We start from the raw sequence: 18,806 nt of genomic DNA, 5'->3' as shown, positions 1-18,806 counted from the left end.
CCCCATCATGCACCGATCCGAGTTCGAGGCCTTTGTCCTCACCCTCCCAGCAGCCACCCTGGTGCGGCAATGGCGAGACGATTCGGTTGCCAAGGTCGGCGGCAAGATCTTCTGCCTGCTGGATCGCGATCCCGGCGACATCTGGCTCAAGGTTTTGCCGATCAGTTTTGACCTGATGATCGAAACGCCCGGCATCCGCCCCGCGCCCTATTTTGCGCGTGCCGGCTGGGTCGCGATTTCTGCCGCGAGCCCGCTCGGGGACCACGAGATCCGCGCCTATATTGCCGAGGCGCATCGGCTGATTGCCGCCAAGCTCAGCAAAAAGCTGCGGGCAACACTTGGGCTCGATCAGGGCGCAATCGCATAGATCTTGAGCGGTCCGCCGAGCGACACATCTTCAAGCCATGGGGGCGGCGTGCCCGCAGCCAGAAGGCTTAGCACCGTATCCGGCTCACGAAGCCCGATGGCCTGCATTTCGGGCATGGCGTTGCAGGTGACGAAAAGGCTGAGCCCGCGCTTTCGGGCAATCTCGTGCGCTTCGGCGGAGGGGCGGCTGAGGAAGCGGAAGGCGTCGAGCACGCCATCCTCGTTGCGGTGATAGGGCGCGGCAACCACTTCGTGCGGCGTTTCGAGCAGGATATGGGCGCCAAGATCGATTGGGGACATGATCCGCGCCGGCGGCAATCCGCGGAGATCTGCAAAGCTGTCGGAGGCGAGGCATGGCAGTTTGCTGGCAAGAGCGGTCTCGACAGTCTGGGCGCGGCCTTCGGGGAAAAGCTGGAGCACGCCAGCAACCGCAAAGGAGATGACGATGCCGGCAAAAGCCAGCCAGGAGGAGACAAGGCCAAGTGCCGGCACCAGCCGTGGCTTTTTGAGATAGACCATTCGCGCCTGGAGGATCAGCCAGGCGGCGGCCGGCGTAACGGTCAGAACCGCGAGGCGCGCGCCCCGGATTTGCGCCAGCATGATCACGGCCGTGGTGATGATGAAGGTCAGAACAACCAGCCATTCCAGCCGCCGCGGCGGTTCACGCCACAGGGCAATCGCCGCGGTCACCAGGCCGAGCAGCACCGGTATGCCGACGGCCAGCGTATAGATGGGAAGATCGAAGAGCGACTGATGCCAGGGCTTGGCCTCGACGATGCCGGCGATCCAGTTGCGCTGCAGCCAAGGGTCGAGGGCTGCATAGGGACCGCCAAGGCATTGCGGATAGATGGCGATGACGAGACCGACGCTCAAAGCCCCTGCAACCGCGAGAACCAGAAGCCGCTGCCAGGCATGCCGCGCTGGCGGTGCAAGCCCAATCAGCAAGTAGGCACCGCCGACGGCCAGAGCCGCCAGCACATAGACCGGCGAAATCATGTCGCAGGCAGCTTCCAGCCAGCGCCCGGGCGGTCGCGCCAGCATCAGATGCAGAGCCATGCCGATGGCAAAGCCGAGCCCGAAGCGGCGCAGGGCGTCCTTGCGATTGCCATCGACGACATAGGCGAGACCAAAGGCGAGAATGGCGGCAGCGGCGACCGGCAGCGCCTCCACGGCCACGGCAAGCGCGGTCGCCGACAAAAGGCCCGCCAACCATGCGCCGAGCGGTCGGCGCAGCGCCACGAGGCTGGCGAAAAGCACGGCAAGCGTCAGCACGATGATGACATTGTGGTGGTCGACGCGGCCTGGATTGAACTCGGCCAGGATCGCCGGGCTTAGCACCGGCAGAACCAGCGCCGGCAACAACCCGCCTCGCTCAACCACTTCAAGCGTGATACGCGCCGAAAGCCAGAGCAGCACTGCCAGCAAAGCAAGCGGCCACACCGTGCCCGCGATGAGCATCGCCTGGGTGGGCGAAACAAACAGTTGCGCCAGTCCAAGCAGGATGGCGAGCGGCAGGTCGACGAGGCGCGACCAGTGGATTTCAGCGCCATAGGGGTGTTGAGCCGATGCTGGACCAGATCGTACCAGCCTTGCCCATTCAGGAAATCGCGCACCATAACCATGCGCATGGCGTCGTCGGTATCGCCGAAGAAGGCGGCGCCATCCTTGCTCATCTGGGCCCGAACAACGATCGTCAAAGCCGCAACGGCAAAGATGGCCAAGAGCCAAAGCCAGTCGCGACGGGTGAAATTAGATGACGGCGAAACGTGCAAGAAAGGCTCCCGCCCTGTTTGACGTCGATCTTAGCGCGACCGCATTAAAGAGGAGTGGAACCGCGGAGTCCTGCCTTTAAGCCTTGCCGGCGCTCCGCGCCTTCGGCGTCAGCCCGTGCATGAAGAGCTGTTCGAGATAGCGGGCGGCGTCTTCGAAGCGGCCCTCACCGTTGCGGTCCTTGCCAAGCACGGCGCGCACCTGAACGTCGAAATCGGCATAGTGCTGCGTCGTCGCCCAGATCGAAAAGATCAGGTGATAGGGATCGGTTCGGGCGAGGCGCCCCTGTTCCATCCAGGTCAGCAGCACCTTGGCTTTTTCATCCACGAGGTTTTTAAGATCAACCTCGATCATCTCGCTGACGCGCGGCGCGCCCTGTAGCATTTCGTTGGCGAAAAGCCGCGACTCGCGCGGAAAATCGCGCGCCATTTCAAGCTTGCGGCGGATGTAGGAACGGATCTCGGTAAAAGGGTCGCCGTCTTCGTCGAACTCGGCGAGGGGCGCCAGCCAAGTCACCAGCAGTTCGGAAATCAGCCGCCGGTGGATCTCATCCTTCTTGGGAAAATAATAGAGCAGGTTGGGCTTGCTCATGCCCGCCTGCGCCGCGATCTGGTCGATGGTGGCGCCGCGAAAACCGTGCAGCGAAAACACCTCGAGCGCCGCTTCGAGGATGATGTCCTGCTTTTCCTTCTGGATGCGCGTCAGCGGCCGCGGCTTGGCGTCGACAGTGTCAGCTGCGGCGGTTTTCTTGCTCACCATTTTCGCCTTGCGGGAATGGATAGGGATGCTAACATTTTTCCAACTGGTCAAAATTTCTTGGGTTCAGGCGCCAACGTCAAGGCCCAAAACAAAAGCCGGTCCAAACATCGGGAGCGAGATCGCAGTGCCCACATCATCCAACGTTGCGCCGAACGACCTCAGCGCTTTCTGGATGCCCTTCACGGCAAACCGGCAGTTCAAGAAGAGCCCGCGCATGTTCGTCGCGGCCAAGGACATGCATTATACGACCTCGGACGGCCGCAGCGTGCTCGATGGCACGGCAGGCCTCTGGTGCGTCAATGCCGGCCATGCTCGCCCAAAAATCGTCGAAGCCATCGCCAAGCAAGCAGCCGAGCTCGATTACGCGCCCGCATTCCAGATGGGCCACCCCAAGGCTTTCGAGCTCGCCAACCGCATCGTCGACATCGCGCCCGAAGGGCTCGATCATGTGCTGTTCACCAATTCTGGCTCCGAGTCGGTCGAAACGGCGCTCAAGGTCGCCCTTGCCTATCATCGCGTGAAGGGCAACGGTTCCAAGACGCGGCTGATCGGGCGTGAGCGCGGCTATCATGGCGTCAATTTTGGCGGCATCTCGGTCGGTGGCATCGTCACCAATCGCAAGATGTTCGGCACGCTCCTGACTGGCGTCGACCACCTCCCGCATACGCACAATCTGTCCAAGAACGCTTTTTCGCGCGGCCTGCCCGAGCATGGCGTCGACCTTGCCGAAGAGCTCGAGCGCATCGTCACGCTTCATGATGCCTCGACAATCGCAGCGGTCATCGTCGAGCCGGTGGCCGGTTCGACCGGCGTCCTGATCCCGCCGGCCGGCTATCTGCAGCGCCTGCGCGACATCACCAAAAAGCACGGCATCCTTCTGATCTTTGACGAGGTCATCACCGGCTATGGCCGCCTCGGAACCCCATTCGGCGCTGACTATTTTGGCGTCACTCCGGACATCATGGTCACGGCCAAGGGCCTCACCAATGGCGTGATCCCGATGGGCGCGGTGCTGGTCTCGGCCGAAATCCACGATGCCTTCATGGATGGGCCCGAACACGTCATCGAGTTCTTCCACGGCTATACCTATTCGGGCAATCCGGTGGCGTCGGCCGCGGGGCTCGCAACGCTTGAAACCTATAAGGAAGAGGGTCTTCTCACCCGCGGCGCCGAGCTCGCCAAGGTGTTCGAAGATGCGCTCCACTCGCTCAAGGGCGAGCCGCATGTCATCGACGTGCGCAATATCGGTCTCGTGGGCGCGGTCGAACTCGAACCCATTGCCGGCTCGCCCACCAAACGCGCCTTCTCGGCTTTCCTCAAATGCTTCGAGGACGGTTATCTGATCCGTACCACCGGCGACATCATCGCCATGTCCCCACCGCTGATCATTTCCGAAGCGCAGATCGGCGAGTTGATCGACGGCGTCCGCAGCGCCTTGCGGAGCATCGAATAATGAACGTCATCGAGAACGCCGTCGCCGGCAAGCGCTACGTTTCCGCCTCCACCCGCCGCGTGCCGGTGTTCAATCCGGCGACGGGCGAGCAATCGGCGGAGCTGCCGCTGTCGACCCTGGACGAGCTCAACGCCGCGGTCGCCTCCGCCGTCAAGGCGCAGGTCGCCTGGGGCGCGACGCCGCCGATGAAGCGCGCCCGCGTCATGTTCAAGTTCAAAGCGCTGCTCGATCAATATGCCGACGATCTGGCCCGCGAGATCTCCAAGGAACACGGCAAGGTGCATGACGATGCCCTGGGCGAAGTTGCCCGCGGCATCGACTGCGTCGACTTTGCCTGCGGTATTCCGCACCTGCTCAAGGGCGAATTCTCGCGCAATGTCGGCCCGTCGATCGACAGCTATTCCGATCGTCAGCCGCTCGGCGTCGTTGCCGGCATCACGCCGTTTAACTTCCCGGCCATGGTGCCGATGTGGATGTATCCGGCGGCAATCGCTTGCGGCAACGCCTTTATCCTCAAGCCTTCCGAGCGCGATCCGTCGGCGCCCATGCTGGCCTGGAACCTCTTCATGGAGGCCGGACTGCCCGAGGGCATCCTCAACGTCGTCCATGGTGACAAGGAAATGGTCGACGGTATTTTGGACCATCCCGACATCAAGGCCGTGAGCTTCGTCGGCTCTACGCCGATTGCCGAATATGTCTACCAGCGCGGCACCCAGGCCGGTAAGCGCGTCCAAGCTTTGGGCGGCGCCAAGAACCACATGATCATCATGCCCGATGCCGATCTCGACCAGGCGGCGGACGCTCTGATGGGGGCAGGCTACGGTTCGGCCGGCGAGCGCTGCATGGCGATTTCGGTGGCCGTTCCCGTGGGCAAGGCAACGGCGGATGCCTTGGTCGAAAAGCTGAGGCCGCGCGTAGAATCGCTCAAGATCGGTCCGGCCACCGACAAGGACGCCGAAATGGGTCCGGTGGTCACCAAGATGCACCGTGACAAGATCCTGAGCTATATCGACTCCGGCGTCGAAGAAGGCGCCAAGCTCATTGTCGACGGCCGCGGCTTCAAGCTCCAGGGCTATGAAAACGGCTATTATGTCGGCGGCACGCTGTTCGACGACGTCGAGCCGGACATGAAAATCTACAAGGAAGAGATTTTCGGACCGGTGCTCTCGGTCGTCCGCCGCGACAGTTTCAAGGACGCGGTCGACCTGATCCATGGCCATGAATATGCCAATGGCACGGCGATCTTTACCCGCGACGGTGATGCCGCGCGCGAGTTCGCCGACAAGATCGAAGTCGGCATGGTGGGCATCAACGTGCCGATCCCCGTGCCGGTCGCCTACCACAGCTTCGGCGGCTGGAAGCGGTCGCTGTTTGGCGATCACTCGATCTATGGGCCCGAAGGCATCCACTTCTATACGCGCCTAAAAACCGTCACCACCCGCTGGCCAGCCGGCATCAAGGGTGGCGCGGAATTCTCGTTCCCGACCAACAAGTAGGACCTTTGCCCATATGTCTGCCCCAGGAGAAAACCTTCGCATCAATGGTGATCGGCTCTGGGACAGCCTCATGGACATGGCCAAGATTGGCCCCGGCATTGCCGGGGGCAATAACCGCCAGACCCTGACCGACGCCGACAAGGAAGGGCGCGAACTCTTCCAGCGCTGGTGCGAGGACGCCGGCCTCAGCATGGGTGTCGACAAGATGGGCACAATGTTCATGACCCGCCCGGGCACCGATCCGGATGCCCTGCCGGTGTATGTCGGATCGCATCTCGATACGCAGCCGACGGGCGGCAAGTATGACGGTGTGCTCGGCGTGTTGGCCGGGCTCGAAGTCGTTCGCTCGATGAACGACCTCGGCATCAAGACGCGCCACCCCATTGTCGTTACCAACTGGACAAATGAAGAAGGCGCCCGCTTTGCCCCCGCCATGGTGGCCTCGGGCGTTTTTGCCGGCGTCATCCCACTCGAGCATGCCTATGGAAGGCAGGATCAGGACGGCAAGAAGTTCGGCGACGAACTCGAGCGCATCGGCTGGGTCGGCGACGAGCAAGTCGGCGCCCGCAAGATGCATGCCTATTTCGAATACCATATCGAGCAAGGCCCGATCCTCGAGGCCGAAGACAAGCAGATCGGCGTCGTCACCCATTGCCAGGGCCTTTGGTGGCTCGAATTCACGCTGACTGGCAAGGAAGCCCATACCGGCTCGACCCCAATGACCATGCGCGTCAATGCCGGCCTCGCCATGGCCCGCATGATCGAAATGGTGCAGGAAGTCGCCATGGCCGCCCAGCCCGGTGCCGTCGGCGGCGTCGGCCAGGTCAAGTTTTCCCCCAACTCCCGCAACGTGCTCCCGGGCACGGTCGTCTTCACCGTTGACATCCGCTCGCCCGACCAGGCCAAGCTCGATGGCATGCGCACGACGATCGAGGCGCGGGCCGCCGAAATCGCTGCCGAACTCGGCGTCGGCTGCTCCGTGGAAGCCGTTGGACATTTCGATCCCGTCACCTTCGACCCCACCCTCGTCAGCCGCGTCCGCTCCGCCGCCGAAAAGCTCGGCTACAGCCACATGCCAATCATTTCCGGCGCCGGCCACGACGCCTGCTGGGCCGCCAAAGTCGCCCCCCCGCCACCATGATCATGTGCCCCTGCGTGGGTGGGCTAAGCCACAACGAGGCGGAAGAAATTTCCAAAGACTGGGCAGCGGCGGGGGCCGATGTTCTGTTCCACGCAGTCGTCGAAACGGCGGAGATTGTGGAGTGAGCGAAGACGGCAACGCCGTTCTTACCTCGCCCCTCCGGGGAGAGGTCGGCCCGCAGGGCCGGGTGAGGGGCTCAAAGCCCTCTAAGAGCGCTGTCGGTCGTGCAAGGACCCTTCGCCGCAACGAAACCAACGCAGAGCACGTGCTTTGGCAAATGCTGCGCAATCGCCAAATCGATGGCAGGAAGTTTGTCCGCCAGTATCCGATCGAGCCATATTTCGCCGATTTTGCTTGTCGCGAGGCAATGCTCGTTATTGAACTGGATGGTGGTCAGCACGAAAGCGCGGCTGACATAATCCGCACGGCGCACCTAAACGCATGTGGTTATTCTGTCCTGCGCTTCTGGAACAATGAAGTTCTGGGCAACCGCGAGGGTTGCTGGCACGCCATCCACGCAGCGCTGAAAGGCAACCCCTCACCCGACCTCCGCTTCGCTCCGGCCACCCTCTCCCCGGAGGGGCGAGGGACGCTGCCCGACATTTTGGGAGAAAAATAATGACCAAAGTCATCAAGAACGGCACCGTCGTCACCGCCGATCTCAGCTACAAGGCCGACGTCCTCATCGACGGCGAGACCATTGTCGAAATCGGGCAGAACCTTTCAGGCGACGAGGTTTTCGACGCCACCGGCTGCTATGTCATGCCCGGCGGCATCGATCCGCATACCCATCTCGAAATGCCCTTCATGGGGACCTATTCCGCCGACGACTTTGAGTCCGGCACCCGTGCGGGCCTGGCCGGCGGCACCACGATGGTGGTCGATTTCTGCCTTCCCAATCCCGATCAGTCGCTGCTTGAAGCCCTCCAGATGTGGGACAACAAGACCGGCAAAGCTTCGGCGGATTACTCCTTCCACATGGCCGTTACCTGGTGGGGCGAGCAGGTGTTCGAGGAGATGGCGGAGGTCGTCGATCGCGGCATCACGAGCTTCAAGCACTTCATGGCCTATAAGGGCTCGCTGATGGTCAACGACGACGAAATGTTCGCCTCGTTCCAGCGCTGCGCGGACCTTGGCGCCCTGCCCCTCGTCCATGCCGAAAACGGCGACATCGTCGCCGCCATGACGCAGAAGCTTCTGGCCGAAGGCAATAACGGCCCCGAAGGCCACGCCTATTCGCGCCCGCCGGAAGTCGAAGGCGAAGCCACCAATCGCGCCATCATGCTGGCCGATATGGCGGGCGTCCCCCTCTATGTCGTCCATGTCTCCTGCGAGCAGGCGCATGAAGCCATCCGCCGCGCGCGGCAGAAGGGCATGCGCGTTTATGGCGAACCGCTGGTCCAGCACCTGACGCTCGACGAAAGCGAATATTTCAACCCCGATTGGGACCATGCAGCACGGCGCGTGATGTCGCCGCCGTTCCGCAACAAGCAGCATCAGGATTCGCTCTGGGCTGGCCTCCAGTCAGGCTCGCTTTCCTGCGTCGCTACCGACCACTGCGCCTTTACGACCGAACAGAAGCGCAACGGGGTCGGCAATTTCGCGAAAATCCCCAATGGCACGGGCGGCCTCGAAGATCGCCTGCCGGTGCTTTGGACGGCTGGCGTCAATACTGGCCGCCTCACGCCCAATGAATTCGTCGCGGTTACCTCCACCAACATCGCCAAGATCCTCAACATGTACCCCAAAAAGGGTGCGGTCATGGTGGGTGCGGATGCCGACCTCATCGTCTGGGACCCGGCGCGCAAGAAGACCATCTCGGCCAAGGCGCAGCAGTCGGTGATCGACTACAATGTGTTCGAGGGCTTCGAGGTCACCGGCCTACCCCGCTACGTTCTTTCCCGCGGCAAGGTGTCGATCGTCGAAAACGAGATCCGCACCGAGCCGGGCCATGGCAAGTTCGTTGCCCGCGAAGCGAAGAACCCTGTGAACAGGGCGCTATCGCAGTGGAAAGAGATCGTCGCACCGCGCAAGGTCGAGCGGGCCGGCATTCCGGCGACGGGGGTCTAGGGTTTGGACGGCAGGACGACCGCAGTTGTGGAGGCCAGCAGTCTGGGCCTCACCTTTCCCGCCGGCGACGGCGATATCGTGGCGCTGAGCGACGTCAATCTCACCATCGACAAGGGCGAGTTCGTTTCTTTTATCGGCCCCTCCGGCTGCGGCAAGACCACGTTTCTTCGCGCCATTGCCGACCTTGAAAAGCCGACTTCGGGCACCTTGACCGTCAACGGCCAGACGCCGGAAAATGCGCGCAAGGACCGCGCCTACGGCTATGTGTTCCAGGCTGCCGCGCTTTATCCCTGGCGCACGATCGAAGACAATGTGGCCCTGCCCCTCGAAATCATGGGCTATGGCAGCGCGGATCGGGCCGAACGCGTCCGCCGCACGCTGGCGCTGGTCAACCTGTCGGGCTTCGAGAAAAAATACCCTTGGCAGCTTTCGGGCGGCATGCAGCAGCGTGCCTCGATCGCCCGCGCCTTGAGCTTTGACGCCGATCTGCTCCTCATGGACGAGCCCTTCGGCGCGCTCGACGAGATCGTCCGGGACCACCTCAATTCCGAGCTTCTGAAACTCTGGGCGCGCACCGAAAAGACCATCTGCTTCGTCACCCACTCGATCCCCGAGGCGGTCTATCTGTCCACCAAGATCGTCGTCATGTCGCCCCGCCCCGGCCGGGTGACGGATGTCATCGTCTCCACCCTGCCGCGCGAACGGCCGCTCGATATTCGCGAAACACCGGAATTCCTCGAGATCGCGGCGCGCGTGCGCGATGGCTTGCGGGCCGGGCATTCCTATGAGGAAGTGGTTTGATGGGGTGCGTGGCCACCCCTGATGCCCTCCCTCCCCTTGAGGGGGAGGGTAGCGTCGCTTGGGCCTTTAGGGCCCTAGCAGAGCTTGGTGGGGTGGAGCCACACGCTGCGGCGTCATTTGCCCCACCCCACCCTCATTCCCTCCCCCTCAAGGGGAGGGAGGCGCAGGAGCCTCTGCTTCTGTGCAGGGCCGCATCATGAACCGCATCCTTCCCGTCCTCACTATCCTCCTTGCCATCATCGCCATCTGGTACGCTGCATCGGTCTGGATGAACGCGCCCTGGCAGACCCGCCTCAACGAGCGCGCCGACCTCGCCAACGTCCCTTTTACGGAATTCGTCGCTCAGACCTGGGCACAGGACAAGCCGGTGCTTCCCTCGCCGCACCAGGTGGCGGGCGAAATCTGGAACGCCACGATCGCCCTCGAGCCCACCTCGAAACGCTCGCTCGCCTACCATGGCTGGATCACCCTTTCCGCCACCCTGCTCGGCTTTGCCTTCGGCACGAGCCTCGGCGTGCTTCTCGCCGTTGCCATCATCCACAATGACGCGTCCGATCGTTCGCTGATGCCCTGGATCATTGCCAGCCAGACCGTGCCGATCGTTGCCGTCGCGCCCATGCTTGTGGTCGGGCTCAACGCCGTGGGGCTGACCGGGCTTGTGCCCAAGGCTTTGATCTCGATGTATCTGTCCTTCTTTCCCGTGGTCGTCGGCATGGTCAAAGGCCTCCGGTCGCCCGAAGGCATCCAGCTCGACCTCTTGCGCACCTATGACGCAACGCCTTGGCAGGCGTTCTGGAAGCTGCGCTGGCCGGCGGCAATGCCGTTTCTCTTCGCCTCGATGAAGGTCGGTATCGCCATTTCGCTGATCGGCGCCATCGTCGCCGAACTTTCCAACACTGCCGGTGGCGGGCTCGGCGTGCGGCTCCTCACCGGGTCGGTCAATGGACAAACCGTCCAGATCTGGGCAGCGCTCTTTATCGCAGCAGGGCTCGCCGCCGTCCTCGTTGCCGTCGTCGGCCGCGCCGAGCACATGGTCAATCGCCGCATGGGGGTTCGGGCATGAGCCGGACGCTTTCCATGCTGCAGCTTTACCTGGCGCTGATCGCCGGCGGCTGCGGGCTTCTTGGTCTTGCCGCCAGCCTGCCGACGATTGGCGCGGCGCCGCTGATGCTCATCTTCTTTGCCGTGAGCGCGCTGTCGCTCCTGCGCCTCGTGCTGCCCTGGTCATTCTGGCTCGACGGAGTGCTGGCCGTCCTTGGCGCCTGGGCCTTGATTGCGTCGCTGCCCGCTGAGGGCCTCATGCCCTTGCATCACTGGCTGGCCTTGATCGCCTCCTGGGCTTTTGCCTGGTTGTTCGTCGAGCGCCTCGCCGCAGCCATAAGGGCTGGAAAACTGCCGGAAACCGGCACGGGCCTCGTCATTCCGCTGATCTTTGGCCTCGCGCTTATCGTCATCTGGGAAGTCGTCACCCGCGGCGCGAGCGTTTCGCCGGTGCTTCTGCCGGCCCCTTCGGCCATTGCTACGCGCTTTGCCGCCTCGACCGGCATCCTCTGGGCCGATTTCGTCCAGACCTTCATCAAGTCGGTGATCCCCGGCTACGTCATCGGTTGCGTTGCCGGGCTCCTCGTCGCCATTGCCGTCGATCGCTCGCCATTCCTCAAGGCCGGCATCATGCCGATCGGCAATTTCATGTCGGCTCTGCCCATTATCGGCATCGCCCCGATCATGGTCATGTGGTTCGGCTTCGACTGGCAGAGCAAGGCCGCCGTCGTCGTCGCCATGACTTTCTTTCCCATGCTGGTCAACACGGTCGCCGGGCTCAATGCCGCTTCGACCATTGAACGCGACCTCATGTCCACCTATGCCGCCTCCTATCGGCAGACCCTAATGAAGCTTCGGCTCCCCGCTGCGGGCCCCTTCATATTCAACGCCCTCAAGATCAACTCGACTCTTGCCTTGATCGGCGCAATCGTAGCGGAATTCTTCGGGACGCCTGTTGTGGGAATGGGCTTCCGGATTTCGACCGGGGTGGGGCGTTTAGCCATCGACCTGGTCTGGGCGGAGATCGCTGTTGCTGCGATCGCGGGGTCCGCCTTCTATGGGGTGATCGCTTTGATCGAGCGGGGCGTCACCTTCTGGCATCCGTCTGTCCGTGGTGGGCGGACGTAAACACAAGGGAACGGGAATGAAAAAGCTTATTGGCGGACTTATGGCGGGCGCCCTGGCGCTTTCGGCCAGCTCTGCTTTCGCACAGGACGCGCTGACGCTGCAGCTCAAATGGGTCACCCAGGCGCAGTTTGCCGGCTATCTCGTGGCGGAATCCAAGGGGTTTTATGACGAGGAAAACCTCGACATCACCATCCTTCCGGGCGGCCCGAACATCGCGCCCGAACAGGTCATCGCCGGCGGCGGTGCCGATATCATCGTCGCCTGGATGGCGGCGGCCATGTCGGCTCGCGAAGCGGGCGTGCCACTGGTCAACATCGCCCAGCCGTTCAAGCGAAGCGGCCTGATGATGATCTGCCCGACCGAGTCGGAAGTCACCGAAGTGGCCGATTTCCCGGGCAAGACCCTGGGCGTCTGGTTTTTCGGCAACGAATATCCGTTTTTTGCCTGGATGAACAAGGAAGGCATTCCGACCGATGGTTCGGAAGGCGGCGTCACGGTTCTCCAGCAGAGCTTCGACATCCAGCCGATGATCCAGGGCCAGGCCGATTGCATTTCGGTCATGACCTATAATGAATATGGCCAAGCCCTCGACGCCGGCTACGGCCCGGACAACCTCACCATCTTCAACTATACCGAGATGGGTAATGACCTCCTCGAAGACGGCCTCTATGTCATGGAGGACACGCTTTCCGACCCGGCCAAGGTCGACGCCTATACTCGCTTCGTCCGCGCTTCGATGAAGGGCTGGCAGTATGCGCTCGACAATCCCGATGAAGCCGCGCAGATCGTCGTCGACATGGACGATACCGGCGCAGCCGAACTGGCGCACCAGCGCTACATGGTCGAGGAAGTCTCCAAGCTCGTCGATCCGTCCGATCCGGCACTCGATGAGGCCACCTATGATCGCACCGTCAAGGCGCTGATGGACCAGGCCATTATCAAGGCAGAGCCGGAAGGCGCCTTCACCACTGCCGTCACCGACGCTACAAACTAATCTAAAGCTTACAATAGGTTAACAGCAGGCCGGGAGCGATCCCGGCCTGCTGCTTTTTGCGCATCGGTCCCCAGACCATCGGAACGATTCGCGCTCCCGCATAGTTGATCGGTCTCTGCGTCAACCTTGAGAGGGCTTCTCCAATGAACAGCATCATCTATATCGTCGGTCTCATCGTCATCGTCATGGCAATCCTGTCCTTCATCGGCCTCGCTTGAGCATCAAGTCCAGGAGGATAACGACATGACTATTGAAGCACCTGGCGGCATTGCTGTCGTCGAAACCGCAACTGGCTCCCAGCGCGACACATCGAGCTATGTCGATTGGGCGTCGATCATCGCCGGCATAATCTTTGCCTCGGCGGTCTCTCTCGTTCTGATAACTTTTGGCTCGGCCATCGGCCTCAACCTCGTTGATTTCGATGCCCGCGAAGGCGCATCGCCGATCCTGGTTGCCATTGCCGCTGCCAGCTGGTTCCTCTGGGTTCAGATTTCGAGCTTCATGGCTGGTGGCTACCTAGCCGGCCGTCTCCGCCGCCGTCACTTCGACGCATCGGAAGACGAAAGCGACGTGCGCGACGGCGCCCATGGCCTTCTGGTCTGGGGCGGCTCGATGATCGTTGGTGCCGTGCTTGCCGTCTCCGGCATCGGTGCTGCCGCGACAACCGTGGGTAATGTGGTTTCAACCGCAACCAATGCAGCGTCCAACGCTGCCGAGGGTTCGCTCGACGCCGTTGATCCGAACGCCTACTTCATCGACACCTTGTTCCGTGGCAACACGGCTCCGGATGCCGAGGGTTCGCGCGCTGAAGCCGGCCGCATCTTTGCCCAGGCCGCGCTTGGCGACGGCACCGTTGCCGAAGCAGACCGCACCTATCTAGCTCAGGTCGTTGCCGCCAATACCGGTCTTTCGCCGGAAGAAGCACAGGCCCGCGTCGATCAGGTCAGCACCAGCATCGAACAGGCCCGTCAGGACACGATCGAAGCTGCCCGCATTGCCCGCAACACGGCAATCATCGCAGCCTTCCTCCTCGCCGCCTCTTCGCTGGCCGCTGCGGTCGGTGCCTATTGGGCTGCTCAGAAGGGTGGCAACCACCGCGACAAGGAAACCGTCTTCTCCGACGTGTTCCGCCGCTTCTAAGCGAACCAGGAAAGGAAAACCTATGCTTAAAGGTCTTGGTCTCTGGCTCCTAGGCGTTCCGATCTGGCTGATCATCATTCTGGCCATCGTGTTCTAAATTCTCGAAGCGGGGCGAAAGCCCCGCTTTTCATTTATGCCATGGCGATCCTGCACTTTGACCCTTCCGCCACTCGGATCGTGCCGCTAGTTTGACGCACGTACCTCTGGGAGGAGTGTTTCATGAGCGGCAAGCGCCTGGGTGTCGGGTTCATCGGCACCGGCAATATTTCTTCGGCCTATTTGAAGGCCATTCTGGGCAAGGACGGGATGCCGGGCTTTGCGGTACTCGACATCAAGGCCCTTTCCGATATGCGCGACGAAGCCGCTTCGGCCCGCGCCGCCGAGTTCGGACTGCGTTCACTGACCGTCGAGCAGATGCTGGCCGATCCCGAGATCGATCTCGTGGTCAACCTCACCATCCCGCGCGCCCATGTGGAGGTCGGCCTTCGCGCCTTGGCCGCCGGCAAGCATGTTTATTCCGAAAAGCCGCTGGGCATAACCTTCGCCGAAGGCCGCAAGCTGCTCGATGCTGCCAATGCAGCCGGCCTGCGCATCGGCTCGGCACCCGACACTTTCCTCAGCGGCTCGCACCAAGAGGCACGCGCCGTGGTCGATAGCGGCGTGCTTGGCCAGATCGTTGGCGGCACCGCATTCTTCCAGTGCCCAGGCCATGAAAGCTGGCATCCCGATCCAGCCTTCTATTACGACCTCGGCGGCGGCCCCATGCTCGACATGGGCCCGTACTACATCACCGACCTCGTCAACCTCCTGGGCCCGGTCGCCCGCGTCTCGGCCATGGCCTCCCGGCTCAGGAGCGAACGGACCATTACCTCCGACCCCAAGCGCGGTCAGACCATGCAAGTCAAGGTCGACACCCATGTCACCGGCTCGCTCGGCTTTGCCAATGGCGCCATCGTCCAGATCGGCATGAGCTTTGACGTGGCCGCCCACAAGCATGTGCCGCTTGAACTTTATGGCACCGAGCAGACGCTGATCGTGCCCGATCCCAATTTCTTCGGCGGCGTGGTAGAAACCCGCAAGCGCGGCCGCGAGGAACAATGGACGCCGGTCGAGGTCACGCGGCCCTATGCCAACGGCAACTACCGTTCGCTCGGCGTTGCCGACATGGCCAGCGCCATCATCGAAAACCGTCCGCATCGCGCCAATGGCGATCTGGCGCTCCACGTCCTTGAGGTCATGGAAGCCTTCGAACACGCCGCTCGCGAGGGCCGGACGATCGAGATCAAGACCCCGGTCGAACGCCCGGCACCGCTCGACGGATCGCTGAGCTAGCTACCAGTACCAGCCCAGATCCGCCGCCGTCGCCTCGTCGAAATGGAGGGTGACGGTGGCATCGTTGGCCGGATCGGTCTCCCCATCCTCATATTGGCGCTGCAGCAGCATCACCGTCTGCGCTTCCTCGTCGACTGCTTCGAACACATAATCGAAGCAGTCGAACTCCTGCTGCACCGTCGTGAACTGCTCGATCTCGAGCTTGAGCGTCGCCAATTCACGGCCGCCGATCACATAGCCGGTGCCGCGCTCATAGGCGCGTACCGAGGGGATCCAGTCATAACCCGTGCCGCAGATGAAGCGATTGTCCTTGAGCGCGCCGCGATTGATGTAGCTGATGTCAATGAGATCGTTCCAGGGATGCGACATCTCGAACTCGACGTCGTTGCCGCCGATCGAAAGATAGATGTCGGACCAGGCACACTCGTTTTCGCGCTGGTTGTAGCACCACATCTTTGCCCCCTGCATCAGTTCGGTCACCTGTGCAATCGGCACCGCCTTGCCGCGCTTCAGGCCGTCGATGGCGGCTTGGCTGGCGTCATCGAACGCTAATCCAGGCATCACACCGAGCAGGCTCAAGGCAAAAACGGCAGCAAAGCGGATCATGCGGACCTCCCGGGACGTGCGATCCTACCCCAGCAGAGGAGTTTCGCGAAACGCACTCTTGACGAGAGAGCTAATATGTAACACATAAAGTTACATGAAACGCTCGAGCCGCCTTTCCATAGCTCTGCACGCCCTGGTCCACCTCCAGGCACAACCGGGCAAATCGCTGACCTCGGCCGCCTTGGCCACCTGCCTCATGACCAATCCGGTCGTGGTACGACGCGTGCTGGGCGAGCTTCGCGACGCCGATATTGTGGACGCCAGCAAAGGCCCTAATGGCGGCTGGACCCTCAGCCGTCCGGCCGAGGAGATTACCTTGCGACAAGTTTACGAAGCCATGGGCGAGCGCCTCCTTGTCCGAACCGAAAGCGATCCGGGCGACAAGGCATGTTCCATCGTCCGCCATGTCGATCGGGTCATGACCGAATTTTTGAACGACGCCGAGGCATTGCTCGCCGCCCGCCTTGCGCGAACCCGGCTCAGCGACATTGCCGGCGAAGCCCTCAGCCACGGCTTTCCCCACCTCGGCTGAACCAATCACACCGGAGTGCATTCGGCTTGTGCCCGGCGCCCGACCGCTTGCGCTCGCCCATAGGAGAGAAAAATGGACGACGTCCTCATTATTGGCGGCAGCTTTGCCGGCCTCACCGCCGCCATGCAGCTGGGCCGCGCGCGCCGCCAGGTTACGGTGCTCGACACCGGCCTCAATCGTAATCGCTACGCCCAGTCGGCGCATAATATCTTCGGCCATGACGGCACGCCGCCCAGCGATCTCCTCGCCACTGCGCGCCAGCAGCTGACCACTTACCCGACTGTCAAGCTCGCCCACGGCCGAGCCGAAACCGTCTCCGGCGAACCCGACGAATTCACCGTCCAGACCGCCGAGGGCCAAAGCTTTTCCGCCAAGCGGCTGATCCTCGCCTATGGCATCGTGGACGAGTTTCCCCCGATCCCGGGCTTTGCCGAAAGCTGGGGCAAGACAGTGATCCACTGCCCCTTCTGCCACGGCTATGAAGTGGCCGGGAAACCCTGGGGTCTCCTCTATTCCTCACCCATGTCGCTCCATGGCCCGGTGCTCTACAGCAACTGGACCGACGACATCACGCTTATCCTCGACGGCCATGAGATCATCGAAGCCGAGCGCCACAAGCTCGAACAGCGCAACGTGCGCATCCTCGACGGCAAGCTCCGATCGATCGAGCAGAACAATGGCCAGGTCCGCGGCGTCACCATGGAAGACGGCACGCAGGTCGCGCTCGCCGCGCTCTACGCCCATCCCCAAAACCACCCGTCCGCGAGCCTTCACGAGCAACTCGGGCTCGAAACCAAGTCGACGCCCACCGGCAGCATGATCGTGGTCGGCGACATGCAGGCAACGTCCAAACCCGGCATCTTTGCTGCCGGCGACCTTTCCATGCCCATGCATTCGGTCACCTTCGCTACAAATTCCGGCTCCCTGGCCGCCATGGGCGCCCTGCAGTCGATGATGGTTTGAGGCAACTGGCGTTCGGCTCCCCTCCCCTTGAGGGGAGGGGCAGGGGGTGGGGGTCCATCAGTAGACCACTGCACCACCCCCACCCTCGATCCCTCCCCTCAAGGGGAGGGAAGGTCGACTTGGAACCTTGTGGCTACCGCAACCACCCCTGCGGCCGTGGATGAAGCTCCATCTGCCCTTCCGCCGTCGCCGCGTCGATTGCCGCGATCTCTTCGTCGCTGAGATCGAGATTGTTCAGCACGCCAAGATTGTCCTTTAGCTGCTCGAGCGTGCGCACGCCGATCAGCGCGGAGGTCATTTCCTTGCGCCGCAGCACCCAGCTGAGCGCCAGCTGCACCATGGATTGACCGCGCGACCGGGCGATCTCACCGACCTTGTCCACTGCGGCGAGCACACGCGGTTCGATATGGCTGGCGCGCAGCGAGCCGTTGGGGTTTTCGCCCCGCGTGCCTTCCGTCCGGCCGGAATTGTATTTGCCCGAAAGGACGCCCTGCGCCAGTGGCGAAAAGGCGATGACGCCGATGCCGAGTTCGCCACAGGCATCGATGGTGTGGTCGTTCTCGATCCAGCGGTTGATCATCGAATAGCTCGGCTGGAATGGTCGTCGCCACGCCCATTTCCTTGAGCAGGCGATGGGCCTCGCGGGTTTCCTTTTCGGGATAGGAAGAGATGCCGACATAAAGCGCCTTGCCGGATCGGACCGCATGGGCGAGTGCGCCCATGGTTTCCTCGATCGGCGTTTCGGGGTCGAAGCGGTGCGAATAGAAGATGTCGACATAGTCGAGGCCGAGGCGCCCCAGCGACTGATCGAGGCTCGCCAGCACATATTTGCGACTCCCCCACTCGCCATAGGGGCCCGGCCACATATTGTAGCCGGCCTTGGTCGAAATGATCATCTCGTCGCGATAGGGACGGAAATCGCGAGCCATGACCTGACCGAAGAGCTCTTCCGACGAGCCTGCCGGCGGTCCGTAATTGTTGGCAAGATCGAAATGGGTCACGCCCTGGTCGAAGGCATAGCCGAGGATTTCCATGGCGCTCGGATAGTCTCGCGTGCCGCCGAAATTCTGCCAGAGCCCAAGGCTCACCACGGGCAGTTTTAGCCCGGAATGGCCGGAGCGACGGTATTGCATAGTGTCATAGCGTGCCGGATCGGCCCGATAGGTCATAAATCTCTCTCCCGAAATCTTGGCTGCGGCCGCTCGTGACGCCGG

At 62.3% G+C, this 18,806-nt stretch carries 17 protein-coding genes and 2 pseudogenes; 15 read left to right on the top strand and 4 right to left on the bottom strand.

Annotated features, from left to right (window positions below; genetic code table 11):
* Positions 1 to 7: 7 nt before the first annotated feature.
* Positions 8 to 367, top strand: coding sequence for an MmcQ/YjbR family DNA-binding protein (locus G5575_RS04000; protein WP_164533187.1), 360 nt, complete (start codon positions 8 to 10; stop codon positions 365 to 367).
* Here G5575_RS04000 and G5575_RS03995 read toward each other — a convergent pair.
* Positions 349 to 1,824 carry a hypothetical protein gene (locus G5575_RS03995; RefSeq protein ID WP_164533186.1) on the bottom strand — a complete coding sequence of 492 codons (1,476 nt, stop codon included), beginning with the start codon at positions 1,822 to 1,824 and terminating at the stop codon, positions 349 to 351. The genes G5575_RS04000 and G5575_RS03995 overlap by 19 nt on opposite strands.
* A gap of 107 nt (positions 1,825 to 1,931) precedes the next feature.
* Here G5575_RS03995 and G5575_RS03990 point away from each other — a divergent pair, with 107 nt between their 5' ends.
* Positions 1,932 to 2,123, top strand: coding sequence for a hypothetical protein (locus G5575_RS03990; protein ID WP_164533185.1), 192 nt, complete (start codon positions 1,932 to 1,934; stop codon positions 2,121 to 2,123).
* Positions 2,124 to 2,214: 91 nt separating this feature from the next.
* On the opposite strand, the gene G5575_RS03985 is transcribed toward G5575_RS03990, so the two are convergent.
* Positions 2,215 to 2,892 carry a TetR family transcriptional regulator C-terminal domain-containing protein gene (locus G5575_RS03985; RefSeq protein WP_328765825.1) on the bottom strand — a complete coding sequence of 226 codons (678 nt, stop codon included), beginning with the start codon at positions 2,890 to 2,892 and terminating at the stop codon, positions 2,215 to 2,217.
* Positions 2,893 to 3,067: 175 nt separating this feature from the next.
* Between G5575_RS03985 and G5575_RS03980 the strand changes: the two genes are divergently transcribed.
* The 11 genes and pseudogenes from G5575_RS03980 to G5575_RS03930 all read left to right on the top strand — a co-directional run bounded on the left by G5575_RS03980 (position 3,068) and on the right by G5575_RS03930 (position 15,491).
* Positions 3,068 to 4,348, top strand: a complete 1,281-nt coding sequence (locus G5575_RS03980; protein WP_164533730.1) for an aspartate aminotransferase family protein — start codon at positions 3,068 to 3,070, stop codon at positions 4,346 to 4,348.
* A complete protein-coding gene (locus G5575_RS03975) occupies positions 4,348 to 5,844 on the top strand; it encodes a CoA-acylating methylmalonate-semialdehyde dehydrogenase (RefSeq protein WP_164533183.1) in 1,497 nt (498 codons plus the stop codon). The genes G5575_RS03980 and G5575_RS03975 overlap by 1 nt, the downstream gene beginning before the upstream one ends.
* A 13-nt stretch (positions 5,845 to 5,857) precedes the next feature.
* Positions 5,858 to 7,110, top strand: a pseudogene (locus G5575_RS03970) (Zn-dependent hydrolase).
* Positions 7,107 to 7,604: an endonuclease domain-containing protein gene (locus G5575_RS19970; RefSeq protein WP_328765824.1), complete on the top strand. Its 498-nt coding sequence runs from the start codon at positions 7,107 to 7,109 to the stop codon at positions 7,602 to 7,604. Before G5575_RS03970 ends, G5575_RS19970 begins: the two are co-directional and overlap by 4 nt.
* Complete coding sequence (hydA, locus tag G5575_RS03960; protein ID WP_164533182.1) at positions 7,604 to 9,055, top strand: dihydropyrimidinase; 1,452 nt, start codon at positions 7,604 to 7,606, stop codon at positions 9,053 to 9,055. Before G5575_RS19970 ends, hydA begins: the two co-directional genes overlap by 1 nt.
* Positions 9,056 to 9,058: 3 nt before the next feature.
* Entirely contained in the window at positions 9,059 to 9,856 is a 798-nt protein-coding gene (locus G5575_RS03955; RefSeq protein WP_164533181.1) for an ABC transporter ATP-binding protein, read from the top strand.
* Between the two features lie 196 nt (positions 9,857 to 10,052).
* Positions 10,053 to 10,919 carry an ABC transporter permease gene (locus G5575_RS03950; protein ID WP_164533180.1) on the top strand — a complete coding sequence of 289 codons (867 nt, stop codon included), beginning with the start codon at positions 10,053 to 10,055 and terminating at the stop codon, positions 10,917 to 10,919.
* Between the two features lie 236 nt (positions 10,920 to 11,155).
* Positions 11,156 to 12,025 (top strand): ABC transporter permease, encoded by an 870-nt coding sequence (locus G5575_RS03945; protein WP_407924848.1) that lies wholly within the window; start codon positions 11,156 to 11,158, stop codon positions 12,023 to 12,025.
* 16 nt (positions 12,026 to 12,041) lie between these two features.
* Positions 12,042 to 13,019 (top strand): ABC transporter substrate-binding protein, encoded by a 978-nt coding sequence (locus G5575_RS03940; protein WP_164533178.1) that lies wholly within the window; start codon positions 12,042 to 12,044, stop codon positions 13,017 to 13,019.
* A gap of 243 nt (positions 13,020 to 13,262) precedes the next feature.
* The gene (locus G5575_RS03935; protein WP_164533177.1) at positions 13,263 to 14,159 is read left to right on the top strand and encodes a tellurite resistance TerB family protein; all 897 of its coding nucleotides are present in this window, start codon (positions 13,263 to 13,265) and stop codon (positions 14,157 to 14,159) included.
* Between the two features lie 219 nt (positions 14,160 to 14,378).
* Entirely contained in the window at positions 14,379 to 15,491 is a 1,113-nt protein-coding gene (locus tag G5575_RS03930; RefSeq protein ID WP_164533176.1) for a Gfo/Idh/MocA family protein, read from the top strand.
* On the opposite strand, the gene G5575_RS03925 is transcribed toward G5575_RS03930, so the two are convergent.
* The gene (locus tag G5575_RS03925) at positions 15,492 to 16,097 is read right to left on the bottom strand and encodes a hypothetical protein (RefSeq protein WP_164533175.1); all 606 of its coding nucleotides are present in this window, start codon (positions 16,095 to 16,097) and stop codon (positions 15,492 to 15,494) included. It lies immediately after the preceding gene.
* A gap of 94 nt (positions 16,098 to 16,191) precedes the next feature.
* Between G5575_RS03925 and G5575_RS03920 the strand changes: the two genes are divergently transcribed.
* Together G5575_RS03920 and G5575_RS03915 are read left to right on the top strand one after the other, a co-directional pair.
* Positions 16,192 to 16,629, top strand: coding sequence for an Rrf2 family transcriptional regulator (locus G5575_RS03920; protein ID WP_164533174.1), 438 nt, complete (start codon positions 16,192 to 16,194; stop codon positions 16,627 to 16,629).
* A 72-nt stretch (positions 16,630 to 16,701) separates the two neighbouring features.
* The gene (locus G5575_RS03915) at positions 16,702 to 17,592 is read left to right on the top strand and encodes an NAD(P)/FAD-dependent oxidoreductase (protein WP_164533173.1); all 891 of its coding nucleotides are present in this window, start codon (positions 16,702 to 16,704) and stop codon (positions 17,590 to 17,592) included.
* 133 nt (positions 17,593 to 17,725) lie between these two features.
* Here G5575_RS03915 and G5575_RS03910 read toward each other — a convergent pair.
* Positions 17,726 to 18,761: pseudogene (locus G5575_RS03910) on the bottom strand (aldo/keto reductase).
* Between the last annotated feature and the right edge of the window lie 45 nt (positions 18,762 to 18,806).

Origin of the sequence: Devosia aurantiaca (assembly GCF_011058215.1) — a bacterium.
GTDB lineage: Bacteria > Pseudomonadota > Alphaproteobacteria > Rhizobiales > Devosiaceae > Devosia > Devosia aurantiaca.
This window is presented reverse-complemented; position numbering and strand designations above follow the sequence as displayed.

Excerpts from the sequence above, each read along its gene's own strand:
- G5575_RS04000 (WP_164533187.1), top strand. The coding sequence starts at position 8 with ATGCACCGATCCGAGTTCGAGGCCTTTGTCCTCACCCTCCCAGCAGCC.
- G5575_RS03940 (WP_164533178.1), top strand. The coding sequence starts at position 12,042 with ATGAAAAAGCTTATTGGCGGACTTATGGCGGGCGCCCTGGCGCTTTCG.
- G5575_RS03945 (WP_407924848.1), top strand. The coding sequence starts at position 11,156 with ATGCCCTTGCATCACTGGCTGGCCTTGATCGCCTCCTGGGCTTTTGCC.
- G5575_RS03995 (WP_164533186.1), bottom strand. The coding sequence starts at position 1,824 with ATGCTCATCGCGGGCACGGTGTGGCCGCTTGCTTTGCTGGCAGTGCTG.
- G5575_RS03930 (WP_164533176.1), top strand. The coding sequence starts at position 14,379 with ATGAGCGGCAAGCGCCTGGGTGTCGGGTTCATCGGCACCGGCAATATT.
- hydA (WP_164533182.1), top strand. The coding sequence starts at position 7,604 with ATGACCAAAGTCATCAAGAACGGCACCGTCGTCACCGCCGATCTCAGC.
- G5575_RS03920 (WP_164533174.1), top strand. The coding sequence starts at position 16,192 with ATGAAACGCTCGAGCCGCCTTTCCATAGCTCTGCACGCCCTGGTCCAC.
- G5575_RS03980 (WP_164533730.1), top strand. The coding sequence starts at position 3,068 with ATGCCCTTCACGGCAAACCGGCAGTTCAAGAAGAGCCCGCGCATGTTC.
- G5575_RS03935 (WP_164533177.1), top strand. The coding sequence starts at position 13,263 with ATGACTATTGAAGCACCTGGCGGCATTGCTGTCGTCGAAACCGCAACT.
- G5575_RS03950 (WP_164533180.1), top strand. The coding sequence starts at position 10,053 with ATGAACCGCATCCTTCCCGTCCTCACTATCCTCCTTGCCATCATCGCC.
- G5575_RS03990 (WP_164533185.1), top strand. The coding sequence starts at position 1,932 with ATGCTGGACCAGATCGTACCAGCCTTGCCCATTCAGGAAATCGCGCAC.
- G5575_RS03915 (WP_164533173.1), top strand. The coding sequence starts at position 16,702 with ATGGACGACGTCCTCATTATTGGCGGCAGCTTTGCCGGCCTCACCGCC.
- G5575_RS03975 (WP_164533183.1), top strand. The coding sequence starts at position 4,348 with ATGAACGTCATCGAGAACGCCGTCGCCGGCAAGCGCTACGTTTCCGCC.
- G5575_RS03925 (WP_164533175.1), bottom strand. The coding sequence starts at position 16,097 with ATGATCCGCTTTGCTGCCGTTTTTGCCTTGAGCCTGCTCGGTGTGATG.